Annotated in this window: 10 protein-coding genes; 6 read left to right on the top strand and 4 right to left on the bottom strand. The window is 64.0% G+C overall.

The genetic code is table 11. The annotated features are described in order from the left end of the window. The first annotated feature begins 6 nt into the window (after nucleotides 1-6). Genes EY713_RS02985 through EY713_RS02960 form a run of 6 tightly spaced genes read left to right on the top strand, consistent with a single transcriptional unit; the run spans nucleotide 7 to nucleotide 8254 of the window. Nucleotides 7-1080: a branched-chain amino acid ABC transporter permease gene (locus EY713_RS02985; RefSeq protein WP_131113493.1), complete on the top strand. Its 1074-nt coding sequence runs from the start codon at nucleotides 7-9 to the stop codon at nucleotides 1078-1080. A gap of 5 nt (nucleotides 1081-1085) precedes the next feature. Further along, the gene (locus EY713_RS02980) at nucleotides 1086-2030 is read left to right on the top strand and encodes an aminotransferase class IV (RefSeq protein ID WP_131113492.1); all 945 of its coding nucleotides are present in this window, start codon (nucleotides 1086-1088) and stop codon (nucleotides 2028-2030) included. A gap of 23 nt (nucleotides 2031-2053) precedes the next feature. Next, nucleotides 2054-4093, top strand: coding sequence for a hydantoinase/oxoprolinase family protein (locus tag EY713_RS02975; protein WP_131113491.1), 2040 nt, complete (start codon nucleotides 2054-2056; stop codon nucleotides 4091-4093). A 28-nt stretch (nucleotides 4094-4121) separates the two neighbouring features. After that, nucleotides 4122-5819, top strand: a complete 1698-nt coding sequence (locus EY713_RS02970; RefSeq protein ID WP_131113490.1) for a hydantoinase B/oxoprolinase family protein — start codon at nucleotides 4122-4124, stop codon at nucleotides 5817-5819. 51 nt (nucleotides 5820-5870) lie between these two features. Further along, entirely contained in the window at nucleotides 5871-7250 is a 1380-nt protein-coding gene (locus EY713_RS02965) for an aspartate aminotransferase family protein (protein WP_131113489.1), read from the top strand. A 35-nt stretch (nucleotides 7251-7285) separates the two neighbouring features. Continuing rightward, the gene (locus EY713_RS02960) at nucleotides 7286-8254 is read left to right on the top strand and encodes a cyclase family protein (RefSeq protein WP_131113488.1); all 969 of its coding nucleotides are present in this window, start codon (nucleotides 7286-7288) and stop codon (nucleotides 8252-8254) included. Nucleotides 8255-8266: 12 nt separating this feature from the next. Here EY713_RS02960 and blaOXA read toward each other — a convergent pair whose 3' ends face one another. The 4 genes from blaOXA to EY713_RS02940 form a co-directional block, all read right to left on the bottom strand. Beyond that, nucleotides 8267-9067 carry a class D beta-lactamase gene (blaOXA, locus tag EY713_RS02955; protein WP_131119199.1) on the bottom strand — a complete coding sequence of 267 codons (801 nt, stop codon included), beginning with the start codon at nucleotides 9065-9067 and terminating at the stop codon, nucleotides 8267-8269. A 125-nt stretch (nucleotides 9068-9192) separates the two neighbouring features. Continuing rightward, complete coding sequence (locus EY713_RS02950) at nucleotides 9193-10680, bottom strand: NAD-dependent succinate-semialdehyde dehydrogenase (RefSeq protein WP_131113487.1); 1488 nt, start codon at nucleotides 10678-10680, stop codon at nucleotides 9193-9195. Between the two features lie 60 nt (nucleotides 10681-10740). Next, nucleotides 10741-11958, bottom strand: coding sequence for an L-2-hydroxyglutarate oxidase (lhgO, locus tag EY713_RS02945; protein ID WP_131113486.1), 1218 nt, complete (start codon nucleotides 11956-11958; stop codon nucleotides 10741-10743). Beyond that, a complete protein-coding gene (locus EY713_RS02940) occupies nucleotides 11948-12769 on the bottom strand; it encodes a GntR family transcriptional regulator (RefSeq protein ID WP_131113485.1) in 822 nt (273 codons plus the stop codon). Before EY713_RS02940 ends, lhgO begins: the two co-directional genes overlap by 11 nt. Nucleotides 12770-12947: the final 178 nt, after the last annotated feature.

The following is a 12947-nucleotide window of genomic DNA, read 5'->3' as shown; positions in this document are numbered from 1 at the left end:
CCGGATATGCGCCAATTTCTCGCTCGCCATCAAACGCCGGTTCTGCTGATCGTCGCCCTGGCCGTGATCGCCGCCCTCACGGCCGTCATCGGTGCCGACGATATTCAGGTCACGCTGACCGAAATGCTGATCCGCGTCACCGTCGTGGTCGGGCTTTATGTCTTCATCGGCAATTCGGGCATCATCTCGTTCGGCCACATCGGCTTCATGTGTATCGGCGCCTATGCGGCCGCCTGGGCGACGGCGGAGCCGAGCTTCAAGGGCATCATGCTGCAAGGGCTCCCCAGCCTTTTGCAGGACAACCAATTCCCATTCCCGGTCGCCATGGCGGGCGCCATCATCCTGCCGGCGCTGGTGGCGGCCTTGTTCGGCCTCGCGATCATGCGGCTCGCCGGCACGGCGGCCTCTATCGCGACCTTCGCGTTCCTGATCATCGTCAACAGCGTCTATTCAAACTGGGACTCGGTGACGGCCGGCGTCAGTTCGATCATCGGCATCCCGACCGTGGTCGGCCCCTGGACGGCCTTCTGGTTCGCGGCCGCCGCAATCCTTGCGGCCTATCTTTTCCAAATCTCGCGCTTCGGCCTGCTGCTCCGGGCCTCGCGCGAAGATGATGTCGCGGCGCGCGCGTCGGCGGTTCACACGATCCGCATGCGGCTCGCGGCCTTCGTGCTCAGCGCCGCGCTGGTCGGTGCGGGCGGCGGCCTCTATGCCCAGTTCCTCGGTATCCTCACGGTCGATCCGTTTTATCTCGGCCTCTCCTTCATCACGATCGCGATGCTGGTGGTCGGCGGCATGTCGAGCCTCACCGGCTCGGTGCTCGGCGTCGTGGTTGTGACCGCGATCGTCCAGGTTCTGCGTGTCTTCGAGCGCGGCATCCCGGTCGGCGGAACCACGCTGGCGCTTCCAGCCGGCAGCCAGGAACTCGGCCTCGGCCTTCTGCTCGCCGTCATCCTGATCTTCCGACCGAACGGATTGAGCCGCGGCTGGGAAATGGCGGTCCTTCGGTCTGGGCCGGCCAAGGCCACCGACGGGGCGGTTTTGCTGACCAGCGATCCCAACACTCTCAACGCGAGGTGAGTGCCATGAGCGAGCTCCTCCACGCCGGAGCCCCGGCGGCCGACAATCCGTTCGCGGCCGGTGCCGCCTATATTGATGGCCGCTACATGCCGATCGGTGAAGCCGCGATCCCGATCACCGATTGGGGCTATCGCCGATCAGACGTGACCTATGACGTGGTCGGCGTCTGGGACGGCCGGTTTTTCCGTCTCGATGAGCATCTCACTCGCTTCCGCGCCTCCATGGACAAATTCCGGTTCAGCCCGGGCGAGAGCGATGCCGATATCAGAGCGGTTCTGCATCGCTGCGTCGCGCTGAGCGGTCTGCGGAACGCCTACGTGGCGATGGATTGCTTGCGCGGCCGGCCCGGGCCCGGCATGCCCTATCACCCGATCTATGCCCGCAACTACATCGCGGCCTTTGCGATTCCCTGGGTGTGGGTCATGGCCCCCGCCGTGCAGGAGCGCGGCGCCCATCTTGTGATCGCCGAAACGCTGCGGATTCCCCAAGATTCGGTCGACCCGACCGCCAAGAATTTCCATTGGGCCGATCTGACGCGCGGGCAATTCGAAGCCTATGATCGGGATGCCGACTTCTGTCTCCTGCTCGATCGCGATGGCAATGTCACAGAAGGCCCGGGCTTCAACGTCTTTTTCGTGATCGACGGACGAGTGGTGACGCCGGATGCCGGCGTTCTCGAAGGCATCACGCGCCGCTCCGTCTTCGATCTCTGCGACGAGATGGACCTGCCCTGGGAAGCCCGGCGGGTGTCGGCCGCCGAGGCGCGCGAGGCGGACGAAATCTTCCTGTCGACGACGGCGGGCGGCATCATGCCGGCGGCTCGTATCGATGGCCGCATCATGGGCAACGACCGGCCTGGCGCGATTTCGACGGGCTTGCGTGAGCGCTTCTGGTCGCGCCGGGCCGAGGGCTGGCACGGCACGCCGGTCGATTATTCCGCCGCAGACTGATGGGACCAAGGGGAGCAACGCCTATGCGATACCGCCTGGGAATCGATATCGGGGGAACGTTCACCGACTTCGTGGCCTATGACGAAGCCGGCAAGGCGTTGCGGGCCTGGAAGAACCTGTCGACTCCGCATGACCCGATCCAGGGGATCATGACCGGGCTCCGCAGCTTCGGCGAGATCGACGACATTTCGGGGATCCGTCTCGGCACGACGGTCGCGACCAACGCGCTGCTCGAAGGTAAGGGCGCCCGTGTCGCTTATGTGACGACACGCGGGTTCCGGGACGTTCCCTTCATCGGGCGTGGGAACCGCATGCATCATTACGATCTCGCCTGGGTGAAACCGAAACCATTCCTGCAGCGGCGGGACGCTTACGAGATCGACGAGCGGGTCGGGGCCTCCGGCGACATCCTGTCGGGCCTTGATGAGGCCGGGGTCGAGGCGCTGGCCGACAGGCTCGCGGCCGACGGCGTCATCGAAGCGGTCGCGGTGGTCCTCTTGCATTCTTATCTGACGCCGGACCACGAGATTCGCATCAAGCAGATCTTCGCCGAACGTGCACCCGGCCTTCCGGTGTCGATTTCCTACGAGGTGCTGCCGAAGTGGAAGGAACACTTCCGGTCGTCGACCACGATCTGCGACGCCTTCATCAAGCCCGTGGTCGGCCGTCAACTCGGCTCCATGCGCGCGGCGCTCGACCAGCAGGGCGTCGCCGCCAAGGTGGTCGTGATGCGCTCGAACGGCGGCGAAATGAGCCTCGACGCGGCGGTCGCGGCGCCGATCCAGATCGCGGTATCCGGGCCGACCGGCGGCGTCATCGCGGCGAAGCGCACCGCCGAGGTGCTCGGCCTGCCGAATCTCGTCACGCTCGACATGGGTGGCACCTCGACGGACGTGTCGACGGTCGTGAACGGCAAAGAAAAGTTCACGACCGATTTTGAAATCGAATGGGGTCGGCCGATCCAGATCCCGATGATCGACATTCGCACTATCGGGGCAGGGGGCGGCTCGATCGCCCGCATCGACACGGGCGGCATGCTGGTGGTGGGGCCGGAGAGCGCCGGGGCTAACCCCGGTCCGGCCTGTTACGGTCGCGGTGGGACGCAGCCGACCGTGACGGATGCCAATGTGGTGCTGGGCCGGATCAGCGCCGCAAATTTCCTCGGCGGCTCGATGGGGCTCGACTCCGATGCGGCCCGGCGTGCCGTTGCGGCGCTTGCCGACCCGCTCGGGATGTCGATCGAGGCCACGGCGCATGCGATTGTCCGCATCGCCAACAACAACATGGTCGGCGCCCTCCACACCGTGCTGACTGAGCAGGGTCTCGATCCGCGCGACTTCGTGCTGGTGGCCTTTGGCGGCGCCGGACCGCCTCACGTTAGCGACCTCATGACCGAAGCCTCGATCCCGCGCGGCCTCGTGCCGAATTTCCCAGGCCAATTTTCAGCGTTCGGCTTCACCATGGCGGATGCGCGGGTCGATCGCTACCGAACCGTGCAGCTCAACTCGCGCTTCTTCGACCGGACACGGGCCGAGAATGCCATGACGGCACTCGTGGCCGAATGCCGGGCCGAACTCGCGGCGCAAGGTCATCGCGACGTGACCATCACCCGGACGGTCGAGATGCGCTACCTCGGCCAGAATTACGAACTCGAGATCCCGGTCGACGCCGACCGTTTCGATGACGGGGAGGTGGCGACCCTGCTGCAGGCCTTCCACGCCGGGCATGAGGCGCGCTTCGGCTTCCGGCTCGACGACGATATGGAGATCGTCAACTTTCTAGTGACAGGCGTCGCTCAGACCGGCGGCCTGTCGCTGCCGATCCTCCCCGACCACGACGGGGCGGCGGTGGCGGTCGGGACACGGCCGGTCTGGTTCGACAAAGGCTGGATCGAAACGGCGGTCTATCGCCGTGACGGTCTTCGCGCGGGCCATACGATCGAGGGCCCGGCCGTGATCGAGGAAAGCGCCTCCGTGACGGTGCTCGACGGCGGCAAGATGCTGACGGTCGATCGCTATGGCAACCTGATGATCGCGGTCGACGACACCGCCTCGGTGGCATGAGCCACGGCTTTCATTTCGGAGTATAGCCATGGATATGGTGTCGTTGAACATCGTCGGAGGCATCCTCGTCTCGATCTGCCGCGACATGGGCGTGACGCTCATGCGGACCTCCTATTCGACCATCTTCAGCGAGTCGCTCGATTTCACATGCGGCTTGGCGCTGCCGACCGGCGAGTTGATCGCGACGGGCGATTTCTGCCCCTCCATGATCGGCGGCATGCCGTTGCTGCTGCGATCCTGCGTGCAGGAGATCGCGCTCGACGAGCTCGAGGACGGCGACGTCCTGGTTCATAACGACCCCTATCGGGGCGGTCTGCACACGCCGGAGCACACGTTCTTCAAACCGGTTTTCGTCGACAAGACCCTGATCGGTTTCGCGGTCTCGATCGGCCATGTCTGCGAGGTCGGCGGCATGGCCCCGGCCGGCTTCGCGGGTGAGGCGACCGAAGTCTTTCATGAGGGGCTTCGCGTTCCCCCGATCAAGATCAAACGCGCCGGCAAGGACGTCGACGACATCTGGCGCCTGATGCTCGCGAACGTCAGAACGCCGCGATATAATTATGGCGATTTCCGCGCCCTGATCGCCGCAACCGATCTCGGTGAGCGGCGCATGGCCGACCTTGCCCGAAAACATGGCGCGGCATCCTTTGCCGAGCATGTCGGCGCCTTGATGGATTATTCCGAGCGCCGTATGCGGGCCGAGATCGCCAAGATCCCGGACGGGCGGTACCGCTTCCAGGACGTGATGGAAGACGACGGCATCGAAGACAAAGTCTACACGATCAAGGCTGAGGTGACGGTCGATGGCGACAGCCTCGTGGTCGACTATCACGGCAGTTCACCCCAGGCGAAAGGCCCGATCAACGCCACGCTCGGGGTGGCTTATGGGGCCGCCTACAACGCCGTGCTGCAACTCACGGATTCCACAATCCCGAAGAATTCCGGTTGCTTCCGGCCCATTCGCGTGCTTGCGCCCCCCGGTTCGATGGTCAACGTCAACTTTCCGGGTCCCTCGGTCGGTGGCAATACGGAAACCCATTGCCGCATCGCCAACGTCGTCATGGGTGCGCTCGCGCCCGGCCTGAAGGAACGCTCGGCCGCGACCGACGGCGCGACGCATAGCAACTTCCTCTTTGGCGGCACGGATCGGAAAACGGGGGAATTCTTCTGCTGCTACGATCTTACGCCGGTCGGCTGGGGCGGTCGCAGCTTCGCCGATGGCAATGACGCCGTTGGCGGCATCAACGGCAATTGCCCGCACATCCCCGTCGAGGTGTTCGAATATCGCTTTCCCTGGCATGTCGAGGAATTCAAGCTGGTCGAGGGATCAGGGGGCCCCGGAGAGTTTCGCGGCGGATTGGGCCTGTCGAAGACCGTCCGCTGCACCGATACGGCGATGACCTTCAGCTACATGAGCGATCGCCAGAAGGTCAGCCCCTGGGGTATCCACGGCGGGCAAGAGGGCGGCCGTGCGGAGCTGTTCATCATGCGGGATGGCAGCCGGGATTGGCTCACGATCACGCAGGCGTTCAACAAAGTGTCGCCCAGCAAATTCGCCAACGTGCCGATCGCGCCTGGCGATCGGATCAAGATCACGTCCCCGGCCGGCGGCGGGTGGGGACCACCCGAGAAGCGCGATCCGGCCATGGTCGAGCGCGATCTTGCCGATGGTTTCATCACGCTGGAGCAAGCCCGCTCGGTCTATGGCAGAATAGAAGCAGCCTAAACCCCCGCGAGTCGGCTAGCCGACGCGTCACTTCTCTCAATCGGACAGATCATGACCCTCTTGCCCAATTCCGCCCAGGCCCGCGACGTCGCTTATCTGCTGCATCCCGCCACCAATGCCCGCAAACATGAGAAGACGGGCCCGATCGTCATGTCGCGGGGTGAGGGCATCTACGTCTACGATGATGCGGGCAAGCGCTATCTCGAGGCAATGGCGGGCTTGTGGAGCGTCGCTGTCGGGTTCGGCGAACCCCGCCTCGTCGAGGCCGCCACCCGGCAACTCGGCCGGTTGCCCTACTATCACAGCTTTTCGGGCAAATCCTCCGAGCCCACCATCGATCTTGCAGAGCGGCTGGTGACGATGTCGCCTAAGGGACTCGATCGCGTCTTCTTCACCAACTCGGGGTCGGAGGCCAATGATACTGTCATCAAGCTCGTGTGGTTCTACAACAACGCGATCGGCAGGCCGGAGAAGAAGAAGTTCATCGCCCGGCAGGGTGGCTATCATGGCATCACGATCGCGTCTGGCAGCCTGACGGGGTTGCCGGCCAACCATCGCGGCTTCGACCTGCCGCTACCGCAGATGAAGCACGTCACTTGTCCGCATCATTATCGGTATGCCGAAGCGGGTGAGAGCGAGGAAGCCTTCGCGGACCGGCTCGCGGCCGAACTCGAGGCCAGAATCATCGAGGAAGGGCCTGAGACGGTCGCGGCCTTCATCGGCGAGCCGTTGATCGGGGCCGGCGGCGTGCTGCCTCCGCCCGCAACCTATTGGGAAAAAGTGCAGGCGGTCTGTCGTCGCCATGACGTGCTGGTGGTCGCCGACGAAGTTATCAACGGCTTCGGCCGCCTCGGAACGATGTTCGCCTGCGAGCATTATGGCATCACGCCCGATATCCTGGTGCTGTCCAAGCAACTCACCTCATCCTATCTGCCGTTGGCCGCCGTGCTGTTCAGCGATGCGATCTACCAGGGCGTCGCGGACGGGTCCGACAAGCTCGGCACCTTCGGGCACGGCTTCACAGCCAGCGGCCACCCCGTCGCGACCGCCGTCGCGATGGAAAACCTCAATATCATCGAGGAGCGCGGGCTCGTCGCCCATGCGGCGGAGGTCGGGGCCTATATGCAGGCTAAACTGCGACCCTTCGCGTCTCACCCGCTGGTTGGGGAAGTGCGCGGCGTCGGTCTGATCGCGGGTGTCGAACTGGTGGCCGACAAGGCCACCAAGGCCCGTTTCGAGCCCGGCCGCGTCGGCCCGTATTTGTATGGTCGCGGCCACGAGCATGGGCTGGTGATCCGGGCCGTGGGCGACACGATCTGTTTCTGTCCGCCGCTGATCACCACCGAAGCGCAAATCGACGAGATGATCGCGATCTTCTCGGTCTGTCTCGACGAGACCGCGGCTTGGGTCGAAGCCGGCATGCCGGCGTGACACGAACCGCAAACCGCCACTGAGGGAGCCAAGCCATGTGCGTCGCCTGCCTGATCGACGAAGCCACCAAAGCGAAGATCATCGCCTATGGGGCCAAGTTTCACGAGGTGACGCAAAGCCCTTATGGCAAGGGCGACGAGATCGGGATGCTGAACCTGATCGACGGGCGATCCCGCTCGGCTATCCTGAGCCGGGCGGATGCCTCGACGATGTTCGATCTCTCGGTCGATCACTTCGTCGGCATGCCCGGCTGGTTCGGCGCCGGGGATCAACCCTACCAGATCTGGATGACCCACACGCCACAGGGCGAAATCGTCGCCAATACGATGGGGGTCAGCGCCGCCGCGAACCAACTCGTCGCTTATTCTGGCGACAGCATTTCGATGTACACGCATTGCGGCACGCATATCGATACGTTCAATCACTTCGGCTACAACGGCGCGATCTTCAACGGCTTTACGGCCAAGGATCATCTCGGCAGTCGCGCCTGGCAGAAATGCGGCCCTGAAAAGCATCCGCCGATCCTGGCGCGCGGCCTGTTGCTCGACGTCGCGGGGCTACATGGGGTTCAAACGCTGCCGCCGAGCCATGCGGTCGGACAAGCCGACATCGAGGGATGCCTCAAACATCAAGGTAGCGAATTGAGGCCGGGCGATGTCGTGCTGATCCGCACCGGCCAAATGAACCTCTGGCCCGACATGGCTTTCACCAACGATACGCCCGGTCTCAACCGCGAGGGCGCCGAATATCTCGCGAAGGCCGGCGCCATCATGATCGGGGCCGATAATTTGACGCTGGAGCAGACGCCCTCGGCGCATCCGCTCAACTTCTTCCCGGTCCATACCTATCTGCTGGCCGAAGCCGGTATTCCGATCCTCGAAATGGCATGGCTCGAGGAACTCGCGGCCGCAAAGCTTTATGAGTTCGCCTTCTTTGGCGCCTGTATCAAGCTGCGCGGCGCGACCGGCGCACCGATGCGGCCGGTCGCCATGCCGCTCTCCTAAAAGTGTCGGCCGTCAGAGCTTGAGGGAGGTTGCGAGCGCCGGCCAGCCGCCGATAAAACTGTCGCGGGCCCGCACGCCGGGCGTCGATGCCTGTTTCTGATCGTCCTGATCGAGCCGGGCGAAGACCAGCTTGCGGCCGGCTTTCTCGATCCAACCGACATACCATCCGTAGCCTCGCGCCTCATTGAAGCTGCCGTCCGGGTTACGCGGAAAGGCGGCTCCGGTCTTGCCGTGCGCCGTCCAACCGTCAGGAGCGGGCGTGGCCTCGACGATCTGCATGGTTTTGTCGATCGCGGTCGGTGTGACCGGCAGGTCATGATTCACGAGGTGCCGCAGGAAGGCGATCTGCTCGACCGGCGAGACTTTCAGGGACGACATGATCCACGACCGATCGAGCCCATTGTCTCGACCTGGATCACCCGAGACGTCGGCGTTGCCGAAACCGAAGCGGGAGGCATAGTCGGTCACGCGTGCGGCGCCGAGCTGGTGCATCACCCGCTGCGAGTACCAGACGACGGAATATTTCAGCCATCGCGTTGGATCTGTCGGCTGTTTCCAAGCCTCGCCACCCCAATCCGGATCGCCCTGCTTGAACGCATAGACCGGGGTATGGGCGTCCTGCACCACGCCCGAGTCGAACCCCATAACCGAGAGGGGGATCTTAAAGGTCGAGGCCGGCGTGACGCGCGTGCGGCAATCGCCTTGTTCGAGCAAAACTTTCCCGTCGGCCGCATCCGCCACGACTGTGCAAAGCGTCGTGGCGGAGGCAGGAACAGACGCCACCCCGATCAAGAAAGCCAATCCGAGCCAAATTACTCTGAGCCAAGTTAATCCGAGCCAAGTCAATCGCTTCACGCCAAACGCTCCTGTTTCGACCAGGGGGTCTGACAGGACTCTGCGGAAACTCTATGGCTCACGGCCGGCTCAGACGACGTGTTTCAAAGGCCGGCGAGAGCCACGTATTTCAGCTCCAGATATGCATCGATGCCATGGTGAGACCCCTCGCGGCCCAGGCCCGATTGCTTGACGCCGCCAAACGGGGCCACTTCATTGGCGATCGCACCCGTGTTGACGCCCACCATGCCGGACTGGAGCGCCTCGGCCGTGCGGAAGATCCGGCCCATATCCTTGGCGTAGAAATAAGACGCGAGGCCGAATTCTGACGCATTTGCCATGGCGATCACGTCGGCCTCGTCCTTAAACGCGATGATCGGTGCGAGCGGCGCGAAGGTCTCTTCCCGCGTCACGATCATGTCTTGGGTGACGCCCGTCACGACGGTTGGTTCGAACATGGTAGGGGCGAGCGGCGAGCGTTTGCCCCCGGACAGGACACGAGCGCCCTTGCCGACCGCATCGGCCAGGTGCCGTTCCATCTTGACGACGGCCCGTTCGTCGATCAACGGACCGAGCGACACCCCAGCCTCCGACCCGCGCCCGAGCTTCAGCTTGGCGACGCGATCGAGCAGTTTCTGCGTGAAGGCCTCGACAACACCCTCTTGCACATAGATGCGGTTGGCGCAGACGCAGGTCTGGCCGGCATTGCGGAACTTCGACAAAAGCGCGCCATCGGCTGCGGCATCGAGGTCGGCATCGTCGAACACGATGAAGGGCGCATTGCCGCCGAGCTCGAGCGACAGGCGCTTGATCGTGTCGGCCCCCTCGCGCATCAACCAGCGGCCGACATTGGTCGACCCCGTGAAGGTGATCTTCGCGACCGTCGGGTTCTTGCAGACCTCGGTCCCGAACGCGACCGCGTCGGTGGTCGTCACCACCGAGAAAGCGCCCTTCGGAACGCCGGCCCGCTCGCCCAGAAGCGCCAGCGCCAGCGCCGACAGGGGTGTCAGTTCGGAGGGCTTGAGCACCATCGTGCACCCCGCCGCAAGCGCCGGCCCGACCTTGCGGGTGATCATGCCGTTGGGAAAATTCCACGGCGTAATGGCGGCGCAGACCCCGACGGGCTGTTTCAGCACGAGAATGCGTTGTCCGGCATTCGGCCCGGGGATGATCTCGCCGTCGATACGCTTGGCTTCCTCGGCGAACCATTCGAGATAGGCGGCATTCGATACGACCTCGCCCTTGGCTTCGGTCAGCGGCTTGCCCTGTTCGGCCGTCAGAATCGCAGCGAGATCGTCCGCATTGGCGATGACGAGATCGAACCAGCGCTTCAGCACATTGGCGCGTTCCTTGGCGGGCCGTTTCGCCCAATCGGCCCGAACCTCGGCGGCCTTGTCGATCGCGCGGCGTGTATCCTCCACACCAAGATCGGGCAGCGTTGCCAAAACTGCGCCGTCGAACGGATCGGTGACCGTGAAGCTCTTGTGCTCGACCGAAATCCACTCGCCCGCCACATAGGCTTTCTCGATCAGCAGCGAGGGGTCGTTGAGCGACAGCGCGGAAGCAGGAGGGGTTTTGACGGCAAGCGACATGATGAAACCTTGCTGGACAGGGCGGAACGCATGGCGCCGCCGGTTATCGTCGGACTCGCCTCAAGCCGGGATGGCATGAGGCGGCATAGCCTCTTCGAACAGACGGGCCGCAATCATGCGGGCGATCGGGATAGCCGATGTCGCGGCCGGCGACGGAGCGTTACACACATGCAGTGATCGTGCGCTTTGGAGAAACAGGAAATCGTGGATCAGCTCCCCGCTCCGCCTGACCGCTTGGGCACGTATCCCAGCGGGATAGGGTCGCAAATCCGAAATGTCCAGACCGGGGCAGTATTTGCGACACTCTGCGAGATAACCTCGTCGCCACAGAGAGTTGCGGAATTCATGGAGGCCGGACGACAGGTTCTGCCGCAGCGTTCGCCACAAGCCCGGGAAGGCGATCATCTCTGCACAATCGCGGAGGTCGACCGACAGCGGAGCATAGCCCTCACGCGAGAAGCCGAGCACCGCGTTTGGTCCGACCGTGATGGTGCCGTCGGCCATGCGGGTCAGGTGGATGCCGAGGAACGGCAGGTTTGGGTCCGGCACGGGATAGATCAGATGCCGCACAAGGGTCGATTTTTCCGGGGGCAACACGAAATATTCGCCGCGGAACGGGACGATTTGGAAATCGATGTCAAGGCCCGCGAGCCGCGCCAATCGGTCGGATTGCAGACCCGCGCAGACGACGAGATGCCCCGCTTCGATCATGTCGTTCGCGGTCGTGATCCGAACGACGGTCTCCTCTTCGGCGATCCTCGTCACGCCTTCGCCGAAGCGGAGGTCGGCGCCTCGCGCGACGAGCTCGTCCGCCATGCGTCGGCAGACGAGCCGGTAATCGACGATCCCGGTGGCATGCACTTTCAACGCACCGAGACCAACGATGGCGGGCTCGGTCTCGCGCAGTCCTGTCGCTGAAAGCTGCGTCACCGCGATATCATTCTCGGCCGCACGCTTCCGGAGCGTCTCCATTCTCTCGAGCTCCAGCGTCGTGGTGGCGACGATGAGCTTGCCGCATGGCTCGACCGGAACGCCATTCTCACGGCAAAACAGCTGGGTCGCGTCGGCCCCCTCGCGGCAGAGGCGGGCCTTCAGACTGCCCGGCGCATAATAGATGCCGGAGTGGATGACGCCGCTGTTGTGTCCCGTCTGGTGGCGGGCGACACCCGCTTCCTTTTCGAGCAGCACCAGCGAGGCCCCAGGATGGCGGAGCAGCAGCTCCCGCGCCGTGGCGAGACCCACGATGCCCCCACCGACGATGCAGAAGTCAAACCGCATGGCGGAGCGCTCCCGCATCTGCCTGACCGGCCAGATAGGCGGAGACGGGAGCGAGCCCGTCCGCGATGTCGTCGCGCAGCGCGAGCGCGATCGCGGTCGGGTCGGAGGCCCTCAGAGCCCGCAGGATCGCCCCATGATGGTTGCGATCGACCGCCATCCGTTCCCGGCTGCTGGCGAGGATCAGCGGGCCAATGCGAAGCCAAAGCCCCTCGATGATGTCCACCAGCACCGGCATTCCGGCGAGTGCATAAATGGCGAAGTGAAAATTGCGATGCAGGCGAAGATACCGGTCGGGCTTGCCACGTTCAGCCGCCGTGAGGTCGTCGAACAGGGCCGCAACCGCTACGACGTCCTGCACCGACGCCCGGATTGCGGCTTGCTCGCACGCGAGCGCCTCGACACGGATGCGCGTCAACAGGATGTCGCGGAAGGTCGCGACGGCGAGAACCGGGATGCGAAAGGCGCGGTTGGGCAAGGTTTCCAGCGCCCCATCCGACCGCAGCCGCGCCAAGGCCTCGCGCACCGGCATCGGGCTCATGCCCAGCTGAACCGCGAGAGGGCGAATATTGAGATGCGCCCCGGGCGCGAAAGCACCGGACAAGATCGCCTCCCGCAACACACGATAGGCCCGCAGATTCAGGCCGTCGTCGCTCGCGGCCGCTTGCGCGTCGCTTTGAAAGGGAGCGAGGTCGACCGCGTCGGGATCGACGATCGGAGAGGCCGTTCGGAGGACCGCCAGGATCGCGCCTTTACTGTGAATCGAGTCTTCGACTGAGATCACAAGACTACAGGCGGCCGCCAGCCTTGACAATGTCGGCTCCTGCGACGACCTCCGCGATCATCCTCGGCGTCGACAGTTTTTGCCCGCGTCCCTTCCTTTGTGAGCGCCGCAAGCCTTGCTCTTGATCGAGGCTATTTGCTGTGATCTCACCTTGAGTGCGATTACGATACCCGGACCAATGATGCGGAAGACACGAAACAGAGCGGGC

The organism is Lichenihabitans psoromatis, assembly GCF_004323635.1.
GTDB lineage: Bacteria > Pseudomonadota > Alphaproteobacteria > Rhizobiales > Beijerinckiaceae > Lichenihabitans > Lichenihabitans psoromatis.
This window is presented reverse-complemented; position numbering and strand designations above follow the sequence as displayed.

Bases quoted from the DNA above. Each gene is read 5' to 3' on its own strand.
- EY713_RS02970 (WP_131113490.1), top strand. From the start codon at position 4,122: ATGGATATGGTGTCGTTGAACATCGTCGGAGGCATCCTCGTCTCGATC.
- EY713_RS02975 (WP_131113491.1), top strand. From the start codon at position 2,054: ATGCGATACCGCCTGGGAATCGATATCGGGGGAACGTTCACCGACTTC.
- lhgO (WP_131113486.1), bottom strand. From the start codon at position 11,958: ATGCGGTTTGACTTCTGCATCGTCGGTGGGGGCATCGTGGGTCTCGCC.
- EY713_RS02985 (WP_131113493.1), top strand. From the start codon at position 7: ATGCGCCAATTTCTCGCTCGCCATCAAACGCCGGTTCTGCTGATCGTC.
- EY713_RS02950 (WP_131113487.1), bottom strand. From the start codon at position 10,680: ATGTCGCTTGCCGTCAAAACCCCTCCTGCTTCCGCGCTGTCGCTCAAC.
- EY713_RS02960 (WP_131113488.1), top strand. From the start codon at position 7,286: ATGTGCGTCGCCTGCCTGATCGACGAAGCCACCAAAGCGAAGATCATC.
- EY713_RS02965 (WP_131113489.1), top strand. From the start codon at position 5,871: ATGACCCTCTTGCCCAATTCCGCCCAGGCCCGCGACGTCGCTTATCTG.
- EY713_RS02980 (WP_131113492.1), top strand. From the start codon at position 1,086: ATGAGCGAGCTCCTCCACGCCGGAGCCCCGGCGGCCGACAATCCGTTC.